Consider the following 20,552-nt stretch of genomic DNA (forward strand, 5'->3'; position numbering starts at 1 on the left):
GTCTTTTAGCAAGTTAATTATTCTATTACGAAAACGGGTCAATCCACTGCGGTTCTAGTGACAAAATTGTTTGGGTGCCTGTCACCATTTTCGGTCACCATTTTCGGCTAGCGCCGCCACCAGCAGATGATCCACCGCCAAAGCCGCCAAATCCTCCGCTACCGGAGCCGCCTCTGCCAAAACCACCACCAAAACCACCTGGATATCCTCCTCTTCCCCGTCCTCTTGAACGTGGTCCGCCTCCTCCATTGGAGAAGATAATGACGACGAGGACGAGAATCACGATTAGTACAAACATCCAAGTGGGCATCGATTCATCCTCTACTGTTTGAGTTGGCATTTGACCTTCCCAATGATATTCTTGTGCTACAGTTTGATACAATGCTGTATACGTCGCTTGAAATGCTTGGTCAATTTCACCATTACTTGCAGAAGGATAAAAAGCAGAATCCAATATCCGTCCTAATTTCCCATCTGGTAACGCTCCCTCAAGACCTTGGCCCACCGCGATCACCACATCATTTTTTCCTTGCCCTTGCCCAAATGTAGCCAGTAGCAAAACACCGTTGTTTTTCTGTGCATCACCAATGCCCCAAGCACGAATCAATTGGGTGGCATACATTTTAGCCTCTTGCCCATGAATACTATCCACCGTTACAATCATAATTTCAGCACCAGTGCCTTTATCTAACTGCTCTGAATAAGAATTGAGTTCTTCCTTTACAGGCGTTGATAGTACATTGGCGAAATCATGAATGTACGTATTTTTCATCGGTGTTGGGAACTGGGCATATGCATTGTTGACTATTACAAAAAACATGAAACAAGCAATTATTACGGTCAAACGCTTCATTATTGTTTACCTGAATCACTAAAATCTACTGCCGGCGCTTTTTCAGCCCCAGCTGCTGCCTTAAAGTATTCCTTTTGCTCGAAGCCAAACATACTTGCTACTATATTACCTGGGAAGCGTTTTACTATTTTATTAAAGCCTTGCACTTCATTATTGTAATCTTCTCGTGCTACTGCTAAACGATTTTCCGTGCCTGCAAGTTCATCCATTAATTGGCGGAAATTCGCATCTGCTTTTAAATTCGGATAATTTTCTACTACTACCAGCAATCGACTAAGCGCACCATTTAACGCATCATTGGCGATTGCTTGTTGCTCTGGTGTTTGTGCATTACCTAACTGCGCACGTGCCTCTGTTATGCTGGCAATGACTTCTTGCTCATGTTTTGCGTATCCTTTGACCGATTCCACTAAATTCGGAATTAGATCATAGCGGCGTTGTAGCTGATTTTCGACTTGAGCCCATTTCGAATCCACATTTTCCTCTGCGGTCACAAGGCTATTATATTTTGGAATAAATAATAAAGCGCATACACCTAAAATAATGATGATTATTGCGACAGGTCCAAGTACTTTTTTCAATTTTACAGCCTCCTTACTTTCTTTTCTTATACCTCTAATGTGTTGCAAAAAAACATCGCTATGCTAAATATATGCAAACAGATTTATGTCGTATGAAATATGGCGAACAAGACATACTAATTACTGCAACAAACTATACATTCAGGAGGCGTTTTTTTTGTCACAATCTTTTTATAATGAATCAAATGATGTAACATCATCAAACCAACAACAAAGCCTAAATCACGGTGGACATGAAGTAATGGACATGCATGAAGCAATTGGCGAAATTATTGCATGTCTGAATCAATCCATGCTTTTACGTCCGCAAGTAAAAGATCCAGAATTACTTAGCATTTTGGACAATCAATATAATTTCACACTCGGTATGTACAATACGATTGTGGAGTCATTTAAAACAGGGCATGATCCATCTGTGCCAACAGGTCGTTATGAAATGCAAACAGGAAACAACTTCCAATACGGCATTACACCTTCACAGCCGAAAAAGCCAATGCAAAATGTAAGTGAAATCAATGATGAAATCATTTCTGGCTTCTTGCTTGGTGCACATAAAGGGTCTGCTAAATGTTTAACGGCAGCAGCGACAGAAACAACAAATCCAGTTGTGCGTCGTGTTGTTGCAGATAGTATTCCCAACTGTATCGAAATGGCATACGAACTTTCTATTTACCAAAATAAGCATGGCTATTATCAAGTGCCGCAATACTCGCAACAAGATATGCGTGCAATGCTTGATTCGTTCGCTACTACTACAAATCCCCTTCATTAATAACAAAAAACCATTCACTGCGAAATGCGATGAATGGTTTTTCCTAATATTAAAGAACTTTCCCTAAAAAGGCTTTTGTTCGCTCATTTTGTGGATTACCAAAAATCTCTTCTGGCGTACCTTCCTCTACAATAAAACCACCATCCATGAACACAACACGATCGCCCACTTCTCGCGCAAAGCCCATTTCATGTGTGACTACAATCATTGTCATCCCTTCAGATGCTAGATTTTTCATAACATCTAATACTTCTTTCACCATTTCTGGGTCAAGTGCAGAAGTTGGTTCATCGAATAATATAGCCTTTGGTTTCATCGCTAACGCTCTAGCAATCGCTACTCGTTGTTGTTGTCCACCTGAAAGCTGTTCTGGATAGCTATAAGCTTTGCTATCAAGACCGACCTTTTTCAAAAGCTCATGACCTAATTGCTCTGCATCCGCACGACTCATTTTACGAATTTGCATTGGCGCCATTGTAACATTATCAATGACATTCATATGAGGGAACAAATTAAATTGTTGGAACACCATCCCGACTTCTGCTCGGATGGTATTAATATTTGTTTTTGGTGCATTTATCTTGATATCTTCTATATAAATGGCACCGTCCGTTACTTCTTCGAGCATATTGATGCAACGTAAAAAAGTACTTTTCCCTGACCCTGAAGGACCAATGACACAAACCACTTGCTTCTCTTGTATTTCGTAATCAATACCCTTCAATACTTCTAGCTTCCCAAAGTATTTGTGTAGGTTTTCAATTTTAATCATCTTGCTTCTCTCCCTTCTGCTTTACGAGGGACATAACTATTGCTAAATCGCTTCTCTATAAATGCGACTACCTTTGTTACAACATATGTTAAAACCAAGTATAGTAGGGCAGCGACAATATACGGTTCCCAGAAACGGAAGCTCGCACCCGCTACTACTTTACTTGCATATAAAATATCTGGTGCTGCAATAACCGTTACTAGAGAAGAATCTTTTAGTAACGCAATAAATTCGTTACCAAGTGGTGGAATCATACGTCTAAAAGCTTGTGGTAAAATTACTTTTTTCATCGCTTGATTGTGTGTTAGGCCAAGTGAACGTGCTGCTTCCATTTGCCCTTTATCAATGCTCTGAATACCCGCACGAAAAATTTCTGCATTATAAGCAGCACAGTTTAATACAAGTGCTGTAATACCAGAAACCATATAACCTAATGAATGACCAAAAATTGTTGGAATAACCGCTAAATGAATTAGTAAAATTTGCACAAGCATTGGTGTTCCACGGAATAAATCCACATATAGTTTAGATGGCCAGTAAATTAATTTATTTTGCGATAGTTTTCCTAAACCTAATAGTAAGCCTAAAATAATACCACCAAAATAACCGCTGAGTGTTAAAATGATTGTTATACCTATACCACGTATAAACATATCACGGTAGTTCCAAACTATGTCCCATTGTAAATCAAAGATGTCCATCAGAACCCCTACTTTCCCATTCAAATTCTCTACTATTAAATCCCCTAATAAATCAAATGAGCCGCTAGCATGATTAGGGCTAACGGCATCGTTTATTACTTAAAGTCCTGACCAGTAATTTCTGCTAATTTACCATTGTCTTTAATTTTTTGTAGACCTTCATTTAATAGTTTTAATAACTCCGTATTGCCTTTTTTCACCATAAAGCCATAGTATTCTTTTTCAAATGCATCATCTTCAATTACTTTAAGTTTTGCATTTGGATTTGCCTTGATATATTCATAAATAACTGCATTGTCGCCAATTGTTGCATCTACGTTACCGTTTAACATTTCTTGAATAGCAACAGGTTGGTTTTCAAATGCCATGATGTTTGTACTTGCATCACCTTGTAATTTTTTTGCTGCCATATGACCCGTTGCATTAATTTGTACAGAAATCTTTTTATCTTTTAAATCTGCTAAAGACTTAATATCAGAATCTTCTTTTACAACGATTAATAATTGAGATTCATAATATGGTTCTGTAAAATCAAATGATGCTTTACGTTCTTCATTGATCGTAATACCAGAAGCACCGATATGTGTTTCACCATTTTTAATTGTTTGGAATACTGGCTCCCAGCCAATGTTTTCCCATTCTACTTTAAAGCCCATTTCATCCGCAATCGCTTGCAAAATATCGACATCTAATCCCACAATATTCCCTTTATCGTCAATTGACTCGAACGGTGCAAATGTAGCCTCTGTTCCTACCTTATACACCTTGTCCTTCGCGCCACCATCAGCCGGTGCATCACCAGTAGATGTATCTTCTTTAGCACCGCAGCCCGCTAGCACAAGCGTAAATGCCGCCACAATCATCAATAACGTCCAAAAACGTTTTTTCATAGTTTTTCCCCCTAAACATTTAATGATTTTCCGATCACTTCATTTTTCTCAATTCGGAAATGTTAGACTATTAGGTCAATTATAGTGTCAATAGAGTTGATATACAATACGATTTCGTATAAAAGTGATTATTTTTTCATAAAAATGAATTTTACTAAACATAATAAAGAAAAATTATGTAATAAAAACAAGATGCTTGTCGCAAAATGTATACTTATGCAATTTTAAGATTGTTTTTATACAGATTTTAGATATTTTGGAGCACAAAAAAAGAATCCCCTCAGATAGGATTCTTCTTTTGGGCTAGCGTGCTAGCCTCACGTTCGGTATGTTCACTAAAAAACTTTTTGGAGTTGTTGCTTTTTGAAGGTTTAGAAAGGAATAAATCTGGGAATAATGCCTACGGGACAATATTCCCCCCTATTCCTCTCTTTCTCCCCTAAGCAGGCTGCTAAACTACTTATAGGAGAACGAGCTATAAAAGTATATCAAATAATCAGTAAAATGGCGCCCTCGGAGGGAATCGAACCCCCAGTGCAAGAACCGGAATCTTACGTGTTATCCATTACACCACGAGGGCAATTGAACATAAAAAAAAAGTACTCACTCTAAGGCTTTACGGTAAAGCATCATGTAGATAATCCTCATTTCAGAAGCATACCTGCAAAATAGTGTACTGTACTTTAACTTACGACCTTTCCATTATACAAACGTCTTGCCCATTTTTCAACTATAAATTATTATTTTTGTTATGTATTTTATTTTTTAATATCAGCGTTAATATTTGACCTTCCCTGACTATAATGTGTATGATAAGGTTACAACTGAAATATAATGGATGATTTCAGTAAAAGTATTCGAATTTAGCTTTTTAAGGAGGATTTAACATGAATTTAATTCCTACAGTTATTGAACAAACAAGTCGTGGTGAACGTGCTTATGACATTTATTCACGACTACTAAAAGACCGTATTATCCTATTAGGTAGTGCGATTGATGACAACGTTGCAAACTCAATCGTTGCACAGCTTCTATTCTTAGAAGCAGAAGATCCAGATAAAGATATTTCTCTTTATATTAACTCACCAGGTGGTTCGATTACAGCTGGTATGGCAATCTACGATACAATGCAATTCATCAAGCCAAAAGTACAAACAATTTGTATTGGTATGGCTGCATCTATGGGTGCATTCCTGCTTGCTGCTGGTGAACCTGGTAAACGTTATGCATTACCAAATGCAGAAGTAATGATTCACCAACCACTTGGTGGTGCACAAGGTCAAGCGACTGAAATTGAAATTGCGGCAAAACGCATTTTATTCCTTCGCGAAAAATTAAATGGTATTTTATCTGAACGTACAGGTCAGCCATTAGAAGTCATTTCAAGAGATACTGACCGTGATAACTTCATGACAGCTGAACGTGCGAAAGAATACGGCTTAATCGACCATATTTTTGTACGTAACGAACGCTAATTAGAAAAACCGCTAAGCTCAAATGACTTAGCGGTTTTTTAATGGGTGCTAAGCACTCACGTAAGACATAAAACATCCGCTCACTAGCGAGAGTCGCAACTTTCATGTGTGTCCGCGCAACGGCCATATTAAAAACCTCTAAGCTCTTGTGACTTAGAGGTTTTTGATTAGTCTTCCTTTTCAATAAGCGCAGCTAAGGATGAAACCGCTTGCTCTGCATCGCTACCTTCACTGCTTAAAACAACCTTTGTGCCTTTTGCAATGGCTAAGCTCATTACACCCATAATGGATTTGGCATTTACTTTTTTATCGTCTTTCTCAAGAAAAATATCAGCGCTGAAACGATTTGCTTCCTGTACAAACAACGCTGCTTGTCTAGCTTGAAGTCCTAATTTTAATTTTACCTGGACTGTTTTTTCAGTCATTCGCAATACTCCCCTTCACTACCGTTCATCTATTAGTATTATATTACCTCACTTAACTGCAGAAGAACAATAAGCGATTGTGCTCGCTTTCATATCAAATACGCATGAAAACTTAACCGCCTATCTTTTCACCTCTTCTTAATGCATCTGCTATTTCGTCTATTTTACGCAATCGATGATTGACTCCTGATTTACTAACCGTTCCACTTGATACCATTTCACCAAGTTCTTTTAACGTCACATCTTGGTATTCCACACGTAGGCGTGCAATTTCGCGCAGTTTTTCTGGCAACTGATCCAAGCCAATGGAATTTTCGATAAATCGAATATTTTCTACCTGACGCAGTGCAGCACCTATCGTTTTATTCAAGTTTGCTGTTTCACAGTTGACAATCCGATTCACACTATTGCGCATATCGCGTAATATACGAACATCTTCAAATTTCATCATGGCTTGATGGGCTCCGACAATATTTAAAAAGTCGGAAATCTTTTCTGCTTCCTTTAAGTATGTCACAAAGCCCTTCTTGCGTTCAATGGTTTTTGCATTCAATTCAAATTCATTCATTAAATCCATTAATGCCTCACCGTGCTCTTTATACAAAGAATAAATTTCTAAATGATAGGCAGACGTTTCAGGATTATTTACCGAGCCACCTGCTAAAAACGCTCCACGTAAGTAGGCTCTTTTATGACCACTCTTTTTTATCAGCTCTTTAGAAATCGTATGATTAAATTGAAAATCATCTGAAATAATAGCTAAGTTAATGAGCAATTCACGTGCACCTTCACGTACACGACATATATACACATTATTTTTTTTCAATCGCATTTTCTTACGTACAAGTAGCTCCACATTATATGGATACAACTTCTTCATTATCGTATAAAGCCTTCGTGCGATTGCAGCATTTTCGGTTTGCACGTCTAAGCTAAGTTGTTTGTTAGCAAAAGATAACGAACCATTCATACGAATTAACGCGGATACTTCCGCTTTCATACAGTAATCGTCCGCTTCTACCTGTGTAAGCTCTTTTTTTGTTTCTGAAGCAAATGACATAGCACGCCCCCCTTTCGACCTTTATTTCTATGTATATGTTCATCTTACCATATACAACAAGCATTCTTTAGGACTCTATTGTAGGCTTCCTTACTTTTTGGGTAAGATTTTTGCATAATCCACAAGCCATTTTGCAACATTTGCCGCATTATGGCGAACTGTCCCATCAGGTCGAATGGTTGCAATATCTCGTTTAATAACCTCTAATCCCATACTTTCAAGCTTTCCTACATCAAATGTTACGGGCTCTGCACATTCTTCTTTATACAGTTCTTTAACAGGATGTGGCAGTTGCTCATCATTGACTAAAATAGAATCGATAAAAGAATTACCAACATGCTTGTGTATTGCTTGCACATGGTCCCCTGCTGTATAGGAAATTGTCTCACCTTTTTGAGTCATTAAATTACATACATAAATTTTGCGGCCCCTTGCTTTTACAACAGCCTCCCCAATTGCTTTCACAAGCAAATTCGGAATAATACTTGTATATAAGCTTCCAGGTCCTATTAAAATATAGTCTGCCCGATGAATTGCCCGTATTGCTTCTGGTAGCGGTTGCACATTTTCAGGCACTAAAAAAACGCGGTTAATGCGTTTTGATGCTGTCGGGATTTTAGACTCACCTTCAATTATTACGCCATCTTCTAACTCGGCATGTAAAGTAATCTTTTTATTTGCAGCTGGAATCACTCGCCCATGTACTTTTAGCACTTTTCCCATCTCACTAATAGCATGGCTAAAATCCCCAGTGATATCTGTTAAAGCCGTTAACATTAAATTACCTAAAGAATGACCGTTCAAATCATCTGATACTGAAAAACGATATTGAAACATTTGCTCAACAAGTGGCTCCACGTCTGATAATGCAGCGATGACATTGCGGACATCCCCAGGTGGGGGAATATCATAGTCATCACGTAGACGTCCTGAGGAACCACCATCATCCGCAACGGTTACGATTGCAGTGATATCAAACGGGTGATGCTTTAAACCACGCAGTAACGTGGAAAGGCCAGTACCACCACCTATTACAACTAGCCTTGTATGCTTTTTCCCCATTCACTCAATCCTTTCTTCGATTGATGTCACGGTGCGATATCACAGCATTTTCATTTTTGGCTAAGCAAGCACCAAAATATTCTGCCAACGTCACCGAACGATGCTGTCCTCCTGTACAACCAAAAGCAATGACAAGTTGTGATTTCCCCTCTTGTTTATAAAGCGGTACCATAAATTCAAACAAATCCGTTAGTTTTTGAATTAGGATTTGTGTATCCTCTAACGCTAATACATAAGAAGAAACTTCTGTTTGCAAACCTGTTTTATGGCGCAATTCCTCCACATAATATGGATTTTTTAAAAAGCGCACATCAAATACTAAATCTGCATCTATTGGCATACCATGTTTAAATCCAAAGGACATAATATTAATTGAAAAAGTATGATCTGCATCGCTTGCAAATTCATTGACGATTTTCTCGCGTAGCTCTTTTGGTTTCATGTTGGATGTATTGTAAACAAATTTAGCGCGACCTTTTACTTCGGATAGAAGTACGCGTTCTTGTTTAATACCATCTAACGGTAAACCAGTAACAGCTAATGGGTGTGCACGTCTTGTTTCCTTATATCGTCTTACAAGCGTTTGATCATCTGCATCTAAAAATAAAATGCGAGCTACGATATCGCCTTCTTTTAATATATGGTCAAGCGCACCAATGAGCGAATCAAAAAAGTCACCGCCACGCATATCCATGACTGCGGCAATACGTGTAATATTTTTACCTGAATCTCTAAGTAAAGTTAAAAAAGTTGGGAGTAACGCTGGTGGTAAATTATCAATACAGTAATACCCTAAATCCTCAAAGCTTTGAATAGCTACGGTTTTTCCAGCTCCAGACATTCCTGTAATAATGACCAATTCATGTGTACATTGTTGACTTTCAACCACCACTGTCATGCAGCTCCTTTATTGTTCTATTGATATTTGTATTTTTTCATGAAGTAATTCAAAATCCTTCGTGTATTCGAATGTACCGTACTGAATGCCTGATTGTGATACAGCAAATTGTAAATTTGTTCGGTCACCTTCAGCCATTGGCAAATGTTTCAAATCCTCAATTGGGTGCCATGCAAGCTTACCTTCTCTTGTTTCTTCGAATGGTACACCTTCTATATCCTTCGCTACAAAAGTATACAACATCCATTCATCTACCTTAACGTTATCTTCTTTAATAACCATCGTATAGACACCTTTTAAATGCGCTTTCAATGGGATTACATTTGTTTCTTCCTGAAACTCACGTAATGCGGCCTCATAAATAGACTCACCGCTCTCCATTTTTCCGCCTGGTGCTACATACCAGCCACGTCTCGGCTTTTGAAGTAATAATACTTGGCCGTCTTTTACGGCTATCAAGTTTGCAATTCTTTGCATAGGCACACCTCTAATCTCTTTTGCATTCTATTTTTATTATAGCAAGACCTATCAGAGTTTGTCCTCATTTCACAACTATGGAATCTTGCGCAAAAAAATGATTATATCAACTTAATCCAAAGGGTTTTGAATTCATGCAGAAAAAGTCAACACATCTTTCAATAACCATTATTTTACACTACCCCTTATACAACTAGTATACAGTTTTCTACTGTAAGACATGACATATCCAAAAATAATAAGCATTATTATTGCGTAAAAAACCACTTCGCTTCCCGCGGGCACGACCTAAGCCACAGGAGTCTAAGTGGATTTAGCTACTTGCAACGCTTTAAGAATTCAGAATTGTTTGGGTGCCTGGCACTAAAAATAGGTTGCTCCCACCTGATTTAGGCGGAAACAACCTACTAAAAAAATAAAAGGGGGATTGCTAATTACAGTATTTATATTACACCTTTTATATGTCATTCAAGTTACAGCAATATTAAAACCGTATTAAAAATTTGTATTTTTTTCCGGTAATAACGGCCAATTACAATACACTTTCACAATTGTTTAGACCGTCACTTGGTATAACTTATTATGCGTTAATTTTCTCTAATAACTCTTCAACATAATGTTGTGCTGCTTGCGCTGCAATACTGCCATCGCCAGTCGCAGTAACGATTTGACGAAGCGTTTTTTCACGCACATCCCCAGCAGCAAAAATACCTGGTACATTTGTTTCCATATTGTCGTTAGTCACAATATAACCAGCTTCATTTAAAATGCCTAGAGATTCAAAAGGTTTTGTTAATGGCAACATCCCAATGTAAATAAATACGCCATCAGCCGCAAATTCAGATTCTGTGCCATCGACAGTTGATTGCAATGTAACGCTGCCTACTTTACCATCAGCTTCGTTAATTTCTTTCACTGTTGCATTCCAAATGAAATCAATTTTGTCGTTTGCAAATGCACGATCTTGTAGAATTTTTTGTGCACGTAATTTATCACGACGGTGAACAATTGTTACTTTATCAGCAAAACGCGTTAAATACACACCTTCTTCAACAGCAGAATCTCCGCCACCTACGACAACGAGATTTTTTTGTTTAAAGAATGCACCATCACATACGGCACAGTAGCTGACACCACGTCCACCAAGCTCTTTTTCGCCAGGTACACCCATTTTTTTATATTCTGCACCAGTAGAAAGGATAATTGAGCGTGTTTTATATTCCTTAGCACCAGATTTTATCGTTTTATATTCTTCACCATCGATGATTTCTGAGACATCACCGTAAGCATATTCAGCACCAAATTTTTTCGCATGTTCGAACATTTTAGTAGATAGCTCTGGCCCTAAAATAGTATCAAATCCTGGATAGTTTTCTACTTCTTCCGTATTCGCCATTTGTCCACCAGGGATACCACGTTCAATCATTAATGTTGAAAGATTTGCACGTGATGTATAAACAGCCGCAGTCATTCCGGCAGGACCTGCACCAATAATTACAACATCATAAATTTTTTCTTCTGACATACTTACTTCCTCCTAAACTTGTAATACTTTTTTATAATAACGTTCAGTATGTTCATCGTATGTGAAAGCATGAAGTTATTCAACTAAGTTGCTCACAACTTCAATTTAACTCGTTGGTAAGTACATTAATATTTCATCTATATATTTCGATAATGTTGCTACAGATATGCCATATTGCTCTGCGATTTCTTTTTTCGTCACCTTCAACATGCGAGATGAGCGGAATAAAAAGTCATTTGCACCTGCAATAGCAGCCGGATTTGTAAAGCGATAATTTTGACTAAGTGCTTGTTCACAAAGCACGAACCACATTTGGAACATCGGTGCGACGATTGTCGTCAATTTTCCATAGTGCTCCAACAAAATCTCGGGTACACGTACGGCTCTTAAAAAACTTGCCTCTACTTTGTTTTTCTCATCAAACTGATGGCCTAGTGCATAAGCTAAAAAAAGCTTTTCAAAAGCACCAAATTGCTCTACATCTATCCATTTAGGATGCGCAATGATTTCCTGCTTATGCGCTGTTCCTCGTAATAAAAATAAGCCAAATAAACGATCACTTATATACTCACTTTCAAGCTTCGCTACAATGAAGTCACGATCATGCTCTAATGCGTCAAGCTCATATGTATTTTCCTGCTGACGCCAAGGTTCAAAACCTTCTTTATCTGGATCTAACTCAAGCAACTGCTCCCAAGCATTTTTGGCAATATCATCGTAACCAGAAAAGTAGGCCGCATGAGATAACCAAAAGTAAAACCCTGGATCACCTAAATAACCACGCTTCTGCATGCTTCGTAGCCATTTAAATGCAGTTTCATATTGACCAATCAGTGCAAGCGTTGCGCCCAATTTGTAACGATGATCCCAAGCATAAGGTTGAATTTTCACCAATACTTCTAAAAGAGCATTTAATTCCTCATCATTTTTCTCATAGTAGGCAATAACCGTTAGATTACACAATGCATGGAGATTCCCTTTATTCTCACGCAAAACCGTGTTCAAAATCGCTTTAGCCTGTTCCGCTTCACCTACATAAAAATAAGCTAAAGCTAAATTATTGTACGCTGACCAAAATTCCGGTCTATCTTCTACTAATTGTTCTAAAATATTGATTGCTTCTGGAAAGTCACCCTTTTCCATGCAACGACGTGCTTGCTCTTGACGATATAAATCCTCGCCACTGCCTTCAAGCTCTTCATATTCATTGTGCTCAAAAGCAACAAAGTCTAATATCTCTGCCGCTTCGTCCGCATATGCACCCTCAGGTTCCATTTCTAAGTATTGCTCTGCAAAGCGTTTGGCATCTTGAATAATGCCGACACATCCTGATACCTCAGCCATATAAAAAATAATTTCCGGCTCATTTGGGTCTAATTGATAGGCACGACGAAGCAGATCATAGGCTTCCTCAAAACCTTGACCTTCTAACTCTACAATCGCTAATTGCAATAAAATCATTGGATCATCTGGACTTAAATCTACAGCACGTTGTAAGTATTTATAGGCTTTGTCCATTTGACCACTATTCATCGCTTGAATTGATTTTTTATAATAATAGTCGCCTGTTGGAATGAACGATACGACATTCGTTTGCTTCTCTTTTTGACGTTTCTTTTCCAAAATATTTCCTCCGAAACAAGAAATAAGGAACGCATTATACGTTCCTTTTTACAGTAACTTATATTATACCATACAATAAGCGATATGCTGTTATTTCTCCTCGTGACGTTTTTCCAACACATGTAATACGTCAAAAACATTTACTTTTTGTTCTTGCAGTAAAACTAATAAGTGGTAAATTAAATCAGCCGCTTCCCATTTTACTTCTTCTGCATCACGATTTTTTGCACCAATAACTACCTCTGTAGCTTCTTCCCCAACTTTTTTACAAATTTTATCGATGCCTTTATCGAATAAATATGTAGTATATGCACCCTCTGGCATTTCTTGCTCACGTTTTTCAATTACTTTAACTAGCTCAGGGATAATACTAACCGAACCAACTTTTGCTTTTTCTTGCAGTACCTTCGTAAAGCAAGATGTTGTGCCATTGTGGCATGCAGGACCAGCAGGAAGTACTTCTACAACTAATGCATCGCCATCACAGTCTGCTTTAATGGACACTACTTTTTGTACGTTACCACTCGTCTCTCCTTTATGCCAAAGCGCTTCACGAGAACGTGAGTAAAACCATGTTTCGCCTGATTCTAATGTTTTTTCTAATGATTCTTTATTCATATAGGCTACAGTTAATACTTCTTTTGTATTGGCATCTTGCACAACTGCTGTCACAAGACCTTTATCGTCAAATTTAATGTTCTCTATCATCTTACTGCCACTCCTTTTTCACGTAAGTATTGTTTTACTTGCGCTACACTCGTTTCTTTGTAATGAAAAATGGATGCTGCAAGTGCTGCATCAGCATCAACATCTTCCGCTAATACTTCGTAAAAATGTTCGGCATTCCCTGCACCACCACTTGCAATGACTGGGACTGTCACGGCCTGTCGTACAGCCTTCGTTAAAGCTAAATCAAAGCCAGATTTTTCACCGTCTTGATTCATACTTGTTAATAAAATCTCACCAGCACCTAAACGGACAGCTTCTTTTGCCCACTCTATTACTTGCCAAGATGTTTTGTTGCGACCACCGTGTGTATAGACCATCCACGTGCCGTCTTCTTCACTATAGCGCGCATCAATGGCAACAACAATACATTGTGCACCGAAATAGTCAGAACCTTCTTTAATCAGCGCTGGGCGTTCTAAGGCAGAAGTATTAACAGATACTTTGTCAGCTCCAGCGCGTAAAATACGCTTCATATCCTCTAACGAGCGAATACCGCCACCAACAGTAAATGGTATAGCTAGTGTCGCCGCAGTTTGGCGCACTACATCGACCATTGTTTCACGGCCTTCATGCGATGCGGAGATATCTAGGAAAACAAGCTCATCTGCACCTTGTTCATCATAAAACTTTGCAAGTTCTACCGGATCTCCTGCATCACGTAATGATACGAACTGTACACCTTTAACAACTCGTCCTTCCTTCACATCAAGACATGGAATAATACGTTTCGTTAGCACGCCGCCACCCCTTTTAACCATTGTTCTAATAAGTACACGCCTAACTCACCCGATTTTTCAGGATGGAATTGCATACCTGTGATCGAGCCTTTGGCAACAATCCCTGGGACTTCAATGCCATGGTAGTCAGCATAGGCCACTAGTTCTGTCGGTTCAATATTCGTCGCATAAAAAGAATGAACAAAATAAACGTGCTCGGCAGGTGCCTCGTCTTTGAGCCATGCTGGTCGATTCGTCACAATTAATTCATTCCACCCCATATGAGGCACTCGATAAGACTGCTCCCCCTGAATGCCGCTAAAACGTTGAATGCTACCTTTGAAGAAACCTAGTCCCTTCGTAGGTGTCACCTCTACGCTTTCCTCAAATAATAACTGCATACCTAAACAAATACCGAGCAATGGTCGACTTTCTGCTTGTACTTTTTGTAAATAGCAATCTAATTTTGTTTCAGCTAAACGTTTCATAGCATCGGGGAAAGCGCCCACACCTGGCAGTAACAGGGCATCAGCTTTATCTAGTTCCTGTTCTTGTGCTGTTACAATGACTTCACAGCCAAGTCGTTTTAGTGCTTGTTCAACACTAAATAAATTACCCATCCCATAGTCAATGACACCTATTTTCACGTTAACAGCCCCTTTGTAGAAGGTACACCTTTAACGCGAGGATCAATTTCAACTGCCGCATCAATGGCACGAGCTAATGCTTTAAAAATAGCTTCGATAATGTGGTGTGTATTATGACCATACGGTACGATAACGTGGACATTCATTCTTGCTTCAAGTGCGAATTTCCATAAAAACTCATGCACTAGCTCAGTATCAAAAGTTCCTACTTTCTCTTTTAGTTCAGGCACACGATACTCTAAATGTGGACGATTTGAACAATCGACAACAACTTGTGCCAGTGCATCATCCATTGGTACAAAGGCATTACCATAACGTTTAATGCCTTTCTTATCGCCGAGCGCTTGACGAATGGCTTGTCCTAATACAATGCCAAGGTCTTCCGTTGTATGGTGATCGTCAATATGCGTATCACCGTTCGCTTGAATTGTGCCATTAAATAGACCATGTTTAATAAATAAATCCAGCATGTGATCCATAAAACCAACACCAGTTTTGATATCCGCTTTGCCCTCGCCATCTAAGTCAATGGCAACTGAAATTTGCGTTTCATTTGTTTTGCGTTCTACCTTTGCGTAGCGTTTCTGTTCTGTCATCGTATTACTCCTTTTCCCATCCACGAGATTCTACAGCACGAGCATGGCCCTCTAAGCCTTCCATCCGAGCTAAGCGTGCAATTTTCGGGGCGTTCATTGCCCAAGTTTTTTCAGTATAATAAACGATGCTCGATTTTTTTACGAAGTCATCTACATTTAAGCCACTTGCAAAACGCGCTGTGCTGTTTGTTGGTAGCACATGGTTTGTGCCAGCAAAATAATCTCCAACAGGCTCGGAGCTATATCGACCGATGAAAATACCACCTGCATGGCGCACTTGCTCTGCCACCGCTTCGGCATTTTTAGTCACGATTTCTAAATGCTCAGGTGCTAATGAATTAATTGCCTCCACTGCATCTGACATCGTTTCAGCAATATAAATCGCGCCAAAATTTTCGATTGAGGCACGCGCTACTTCTTCACGTGGTAAAGTCGCTAATTGTCTTTCCACTTCAAGTGCTACATCGTGAGCAAGTTGCTCAGACGTTGTCACTAAAATGGCGCAGGCCATCTTATCGTGTTCTGCTTGTGATAATAGGTCTGCAGCTACCTCATCTGCAAAAGCTGTTTCATCTGCGATTACGGCAATTTCACTTGGTCCGGCAATCATATCAATCGCGACCTCACCAAATACTTCGCGTTTAGCAAGTGCAACGTAAATATTACCTGGACCCGTTATTTTATCGACGGCTTGAATTGTTTCCGTTCCATAGGCAAGTGCTGCAATTGCCTGTGCCCCGCCAATTTTATATACTTCTTCCACACCTAAAATATGAGCTGCGGCAAGTACACCAGCAGGTAATTTCCCGTCACGCCCCGCAGGTGATGTGATAACAATTCGCTTAACCCCAGCTACTTGAGCAGGAATAACGTTCATCAACACGGAAGAAGGATAGGCCGCTGTTCCTCCTGGAACGTAAAGACCTACTGCATCGAGTGCAGTAATTCGTTGCCCAAGCCAAGAGCCATCCGCTAATTCCAAACGATAGCCAGAACGTTTTTGTTGCTCATGATAAACGCGAATATTGTGGGCAGCTTCTGTTAAATCTGCAAATAATTGCGCGTCTATTGCCCTTACTCCCTCTTCAATCTCTGCCTTTGTAACACGTAAATTGTCTGGAGCAAAGCCATCCCATTTTTCTGTATATGTACGTATTGCGCTGTCACCTTGCGCTCGAACATCTGCCAATACTTGTCGTACAATTTTTAATTGTTCTTCGTTGCCACCTTCAAGTGGTCGTTTCAAGGAAATACCTTTTGCTAACTTTGTGATTTTCATGGAAAAAGTCTCCTTTAAATTTCTAGCTATTCGTGCAGTTCCTTTTCGCAACTTGCGTCTTTGCAGTTATTACGATGAAACAACATTCATTAGTCGACACACTTCTTTAAACGTTTCACCAAATCGATTATGCGGTCACCTTTCATGCGGTAACTTACTGGATTGGCAATTAAGCGTGATGACACTTCCGTAATATACTCATACTCGACCAAGCCATTTTCTTTTAACGTACGTCCAGTTGATACGATATCCACAATACGATCCGCTAAACCAATCATTGGCGCAAGCTCAATCGACCCGTTTAATTCAATAATTTCTACTTGTTCGCCAATCCCTTTATAATACTTCATAGCAATGTTCGGATACTTCGTCGCAATGCGTGGCGCAAGTTCGTTCATCGTCGTATTCGGTAAGCCCGCTGAAGCAATATAGCAAGTACTTATTTTCAAATCAAGAAGCTCATGTACCACGCGCTGTTGCTCCAGTAGAACATCTTTGCCAGCAATTCCAATATCGGCTACACCGTGCTCAACATAAACAGGTACATCCATAGGTTTCGCTAGAATAAAACGAATTTTTTCTTCTGGGATTTCGATCATTAATTTACGCGACATTTCAACCTCTTCTGGTAAATTAAAGCCTGCTTCAATAAGCATTTGGTATGCCTCTTCAAAAATGCGCCCTTTCGGCATAGCAATGGTTAATTCATTCACCGCGAATTTCCTCCTGTCCAACAACAACTACCTTTGTAAAATGCGTTAAAAAGGCTGCTTCATCAACTAAACTACTTCTCAACTGTAAAGTCGCTTGTTTACCCGCTGCTCTTAAAGCCTCTATTTTTTCTAGAGCCTCTTCAAAATTTTCTTCCTCGAATAGCACCACAATGGCTTCTTCCTTGTCCGAAGCTTGTGCAGTAATCGTTTCTAATAATCTATCTACACGAATGCTAAAGCCTGTAGCACCGACCTTTGATCCAAATACTTCAAGCAAACCGTCGTAACGGCCACCATTTCCTAATGGGAAACCACTGCCTGAAGCAAATACTTCAAATAACATACCTGTGTAATAGCTCATATGGCTTGAAAGAGTAAAATCAAACGCGACATACTGTGCAAGATCAGCGACTTCTAATAATTTTGCAAGTTGTTGCATATATTCTAATGCGTCATTTTTACGTACATATTTTTCAATATCGCGAATTTCCTTTAAGGTCATCGCCTCTTCAATAAACTGTAACAATGCATCTGATTTTGTTTTTGGTAAATCAAATGATGCAACCGCCTCCTCAAAGCCTACATAATTGCGCTGTACAAGCAGTGTACGTAGAACATCTTCTTGTTCAATGCTTTCAGTATAGTCCTGCAAAATACAATTCAAGACACCTGCATGGCCTATTGTGACTTTGAAATTTTCTAATCCAAATTGTTTTAATAGCTCCATTGCTGTAACGATTACTTCAGCATCCGCAAACACGGAATGATCACCTATTAACTCAATGCCCATTTGCTCAAATTCTGCGGGACGTCCACCTTCTGTTTCCTGTGCACGGAATACACTTGCAAAGTAAGCTAAGCGCAGCGGTATCATTTCTTTTAATAATTTTGAAGTGGCTACTCGAGCAATCGGTGTTGTCATATCAGGACGTAGGACGAGCGTATTGCCCTGGCTATCTACAAGCTTAAATAAATGCGCATCGAAAATTGCAGATGCTTTCCCTACCGTATCGAAATACTCTACTGTAGGCGTTTTAATAAATTCATAGCCTCTTGAGCGTAAAAAATTTCGACCTGTATGTCTTACAGCTTCTACTTTTTCGTAAATTTGCGGAAATTTATCACGCATACCAAGTGGCTTTTCGAACATTTTAATCGACGACATGTGGACACTTCCTTACGTTTCACTTTAATTCACTAGAGTATTAGAGAATTAGAATATGAAAGTATTTTAACTCATTCCTTCAGTTCAGTCAATGTTTTACACATTAAATTCACAAATAATTTCAATACTTCTGTTAATTATACACCTATTTATATAAAGTGGAACGTTAATCGAGACTATTGCCTCACTTATGTAGGGAACATCAAAGTGCGGACATCACTGTAAATTTAGCTCATCTTGCTTTGGCAAAAATATAATAATTGGAGGCGAAACGAGTTGAGGGTTGCAGCCTTATTGTGCTGAACAGAAAGCACCGCCATAGCGGACAACAACGAACGGCATAGCAAAAAAGTGTTAGATTGATTTGCAGTCAATCTAACACTTTTCATCTTCATTATTTTACTTTTTCGGCGTGCACCATTGAACAACTTCACTTCGTTTGCGCTCCGCCATCTGTTCCGCAGTGTAAATAATTTGCATCGGGTTGCCACCTGCTAGACAACCTGCTGGTACATCCTTATGTACGAGTGTTGCCGCAGACACAATAGCACCGTCCCCTATTGTCACTCCTGGTAAAATGGTCGAATTGGCACCAACCATTACTTCATTGCCAATATGGACATCTCCTAAACGATACTCTTCAATTAAGTATTCATGCGCTAAAATTGTCGTATTAAAGCCAATGACTGTATTATTGCCGACATGAATACGCTCTGGAAACATCGTATCTGGCATGACCATTAAAGCGAAAGACGTTTGGTCACCAATTTTCATTTTTAAAAAAGTACGATACAGCCAGTTCTTCACGCGTAAAAAAGGTGTGAAGCGTCCAATTTGAATGACAATGAAGCACTTCATCACCTTCCAAAAGGACACCGTATCATATACATTCCATAGCGAGTTTGCTCCTTCGACACGATATCTTTCCGTTTTACGCGCCATGCCATTACCCCTCTTTCACAATAGCAAGTAAATCCTTCATATGGTGCAATAGATATTCTGGCTTAAACTGCTGTAAATATTGCTCCCCTTTAATGGACCATGCGACACCCGCAGCTCTTACACCCGCATTGTGTGCAGCTTCAATATCATGCGAATTATCACCAATCATAATGGCGTCTTCCTTTGCGACACCAAGACGTGTAAGAGCAAGTAAAACTGGCTCTGGATCAGGCTTCACATGTTGGACATCATCGGTTCCCACTATCACCTCAAATAGATGACTAGCACCTAGGATGTTTAACCCTCGATCAATCATCGCATTGCGCTTTGTTGAGACAATGGCTAATTTAATCCCCATTGACTTTAATTGCTCTAAAGTTGACACAACATCAGGAAACTCTGTGACAAGCTCATCATGATGCGGTTCATTCCAAGCGCGGTATTTTGCTATCATTTCATCTTCTTCTCCTGGCGTTAAAACACTAAATGTCTGTTTTAATGACGGACCCATGAATTTCAAGCAATCTTTTGGCGAATATTGCCCGGGAAATCGTTCTTCTAACACGTGCATAAATGATTGAATGATTAAGTCATTTGTATTTAACAATGTACCATCAAAATCAAAAAGTAATGCTTTTACAGCCATATGAC

General features: G+C 39.2%; 23 protein-coding genes and 1 tRNA gene. 2 read left to right on the forward strand and 22 right to left on the reverse strand.

Translation table 11 applies throughout. The features are described 5' to 3' along the window. Positions 1–94 precede the first annotated feature (94 nt). Entirely contained in the window at positions 95–820 is a 726-nt protein-coding gene (locus tag MHH88_RS18265; protein ID WP_339259877.1) for a TPM domain-containing protein, read from the reverse strand. Positions 821–852: 32 nt separating this feature from the next. After that, positions 853–1,434, reverse strand: coding sequence for a LemA family protein (locus MHH88_RS18270; RefSeq protein WP_339259879.1), 582 nt, complete (start codon positions 1,432–1,434; stop codon positions 853–855). Between the two features lie 157 nt (positions 1,435–1,591). Here MHH88_RS18270 and MHH88_RS18275 point away from each other — a divergent pair, with 157 nt between their 5' ends. After that, positions 1,592–2,206: a spore coat protein gene (locus tag MHH88_RS18275; RefSeq protein ID WP_069514527.1), complete on the forward strand. Its 615-nt coding sequence runs from the start codon at positions 1,592–1,594 to the stop codon at positions 2,204–2,206. 49 nt (positions 2,207–2,255) lie between these two features. Here the strand turns inward: MHH88_RS18275 and MHH88_RS18280 are convergent, their stop codons facing one another. The 4 genes from MHH88_RS18280 to MHH88_RS18295 form a co-directional block, all read right to left on the reverse strand. Continuing rightward, a complete protein-coding gene (locus tag MHH88_RS18280) occupies positions 2,256–2,978 on the reverse strand; it encodes an amino acid ABC transporter ATP-binding protein (RefSeq protein WP_339259882.1) in 723 nt (240 codons plus the stop codon). Next, the gene (locus MHH88_RS18285; protein WP_024363903.1) at positions 2,975–3,679 is read right to left on the reverse strand and encodes an amino acid ABC transporter permease; all 705 of its coding nucleotides are present in this window, start codon (positions 3,677–3,679) and stop codon (positions 2,975–2,977) included. Before MHH88_RS18285 ends, MHH88_RS18280 begins: the two co-directional genes overlap by 4 nt. A gap of 95 nt (positions 3,680–3,774) precedes the next feature. Further along, the gene (locus MHH88_RS18290) at positions 3,775–4,569 is read right to left on the reverse strand and encodes a basic amino acid ABC transporter substrate-binding protein (RefSeq protein WP_024363902.1); all 795 of its coding nucleotides are present in this window, start codon (positions 4,567–4,569) and stop codon (positions 3,775–3,777) included. Positions 4,570–5,074: 505 nt separating this feature from the next. Further along, positions 5,075–5,149: transfer RNA gene (locus MHH88_RS18295), tRNA-Arg, on the reverse strand. 307 nt (positions 5,150–5,456) lie between these two features. Between MHH88_RS18295 and clpP the strand changes: the two genes are divergently transcribed. After that, entirely contained in the window at positions 5,457–6,044 is a 588-nt protein-coding gene (gene clpP / locus MHH88_RS18300) for an ATP-dependent Clp endopeptidase proteolytic subunit ClpP (RefSeq protein ID WP_024363901.1), read from the forward strand. Positions 6,045–6,211: 167 nt separating this feature from the next. Here clpP and MHH88_RS18305 read toward each other — a convergent pair whose 3' ends face one another. The 16 genes from MHH88_RS18305 to ppaX all read right to left on the reverse strand — a co-directional run bounded on the left by MHH88_RS18305 (position 6,212) and on the right by ppaX (position 20,547). Next, on the reverse strand, positions 6,212–6,469 hold the full coding sequence (locus tag MHH88_RS18305; protein WP_024363900.1) for an HPr family phosphocarrier protein: 258 nt from the start codon (positions 6,467–6,469) through the stop codon (positions 6,212–6,214). A gap of 112 nt (positions 6,470–6,581) precedes the next feature. After that, the gene (gene whiA / locus MHH88_RS18310; protein ID WP_024363899.1) at positions 6,582–7,529 is read right to left on the reverse strand and encodes a DNA-binding protein WhiA; all 948 of its coding nucleotides are present in this window, start codon (positions 7,527–7,529) and stop codon (positions 6,582–6,584) included. Between the two features lie 90 nt (positions 7,530–7,619). Next, positions 7,620–8,591, reverse strand: a complete 972-nt coding sequence (locus MHH88_RS18315) for a YvcK family protein (protein ID WP_069514536.1) — start codon at positions 8,589–8,591, stop codon at positions 7,620–7,622. Between the two features lie 4 nt (positions 8,592–8,595). Further along, positions 8,596–9,489: an RNase adapter RapZ gene (rapZ, locus tag MHH88_RS18320; protein ID WP_339259887.1), complete on the reverse strand. Its 894-nt coding sequence runs from the start codon at positions 9,487–9,489 to the stop codon at positions 8,596–8,598. A gap of 9 nt (positions 9,490–9,498) precedes the next feature. Further along, positions 9,499–9,966 carry an 8-oxo-dGTP diphosphatase gene (locus MHH88_RS18325; RefSeq protein WP_024363896.1) on the reverse strand — a complete coding sequence of 156 codons (468 nt, stop codon included), beginning with the start codon at positions 9,964–9,966 and terminating at the stop codon, positions 9,499–9,501. Between the two features lie 580 nt (positions 9,967–10,546). Then, positions 10,547–11,491 (reverse strand): thioredoxin-disulfide reductase, encoded by a 945-nt coding sequence (trxB, locus tag MHH88_RS18330; RefSeq protein ID WP_024363895.1) that lies wholly within the window; start codon positions 11,489–11,491, stop codon positions 10,547–10,549. 105 nt (positions 11,492–11,596) lie between these two features. Beyond that, positions 11,597–13,114, reverse strand: a complete 1,518-nt coding sequence (locus MHH88_RS18335) for a tetratricopeptide repeat protein (RefSeq protein ID WP_024363894.1) — start codon at positions 13,112–13,114, stop codon at positions 11,597–11,599. Positions 13,115–13,204: 90 nt separating this feature from the next. Beyond that, complete coding sequence (gene hisIE, locus MHH88_RS18340; RefSeq protein ID WP_069514546.1) at positions 13,205–13,822, reverse strand: bifunctional phosphoribosyl-AMP cyclohydrolase/phosphoribosyl-ATP diphosphatase HisIE; 618 nt, start codon at positions 13,820–13,822, stop codon at positions 13,205–13,207. After that, a complete protein-coding gene (gene hisF, locus MHH88_RS18345; protein WP_339259890.1) occupies positions 13,819–14,580 on the reverse strand; it encodes an imidazole glycerol phosphate synthase subunit HisF in 762 nt (253 codons plus the stop codon). Before hisF ends, hisIE begins: the two co-directional genes overlap by 4 nt. Then, on the reverse strand, positions 14,574–15,206 hold the full coding sequence (gene hisH / locus MHH88_RS18350) for an imidazole glycerol phosphate synthase subunit HisH (RefSeq protein WP_069514552.1): 633 nt from the start codon (positions 15,204–15,206) through the stop codon (positions 14,574–14,576). Before hisH ends, hisF begins: the two co-directional genes overlap by 7 nt. After that, positions 15,203–15,802, reverse strand: a complete 600-nt coding sequence (gene hisB, locus MHH88_RS18355; protein WP_069514555.1) for an imidazoleglycerol-phosphate dehydratase HisB — start codon at positions 15,800–15,802, stop codon at positions 15,203–15,205. The genes hisH and hisB overlap by 4 nt, the downstream gene beginning before the upstream one ends. 4 nt (positions 15,803–15,806) lie before the next feature. Continuing rightward, positions 15,807–17,081 (reverse strand): histidinol dehydrogenase, encoded by a 1,275-nt coding sequence (gene hisD / locus MHH88_RS18360; protein WP_339259893.1) that lies wholly within the window; start codon positions 17,079–17,081, stop codon positions 15,807–15,809. A gap of 89 nt (positions 17,082–17,170) precedes the next feature. Continuing rightward, complete coding sequence (hisG, locus tag MHH88_RS18365; protein WP_024363888.1) at positions 17,171–17,794, reverse strand: ATP phosphoribosyltransferase; 624 nt, start codon at positions 17,792–17,794, stop codon at positions 17,171–17,173. After that, positions 17,787–18,959 carry an ATP phosphoribosyltransferase regulatory subunit gene (locus MHH88_RS18370; protein ID WP_339259895.1) on the reverse strand — a complete coding sequence of 391 codons (1,173 nt, stop codon included), beginning with the start codon at positions 18,957–18,959 and terminating at the stop codon, positions 17,787–17,789. Before MHH88_RS18370 ends, hisG begins: the two co-directional genes overlap by 8 nt. Positions 18,960–19,358: 399 nt before the next feature. Beyond that, positions 19,359–19,901, reverse strand: a complete 543-nt coding sequence (locus tag MHH88_RS18375; protein WP_024363886.1) for an acyltransferase — start codon at positions 19,899–19,901, stop codon at positions 19,359–19,361. A gap of 4 nt (positions 19,902–19,905) precedes the next feature. Beyond that, positions 19,906–20,547 (reverse strand): pyrophosphatase PpaX, encoded by a 642-nt coding sequence (gene ppaX / locus MHH88_RS18380; protein ID WP_069514564.1) that lies wholly within the window; start codon positions 20,545–20,547, stop codon positions 19,906–19,908. Positions 20,548–20,552 lie beyond the last annotated feature (5 nt).

The organism is Lysinibacillus sp. FSL K6-3209, from assembly GCF_037976175.1.
Lineage (GTDB): Bacteria > Bacillota > Bacilli > Bacillales_A > Planococcaceae > Lysinibacillus > Lysinibacillus sphaericus_D.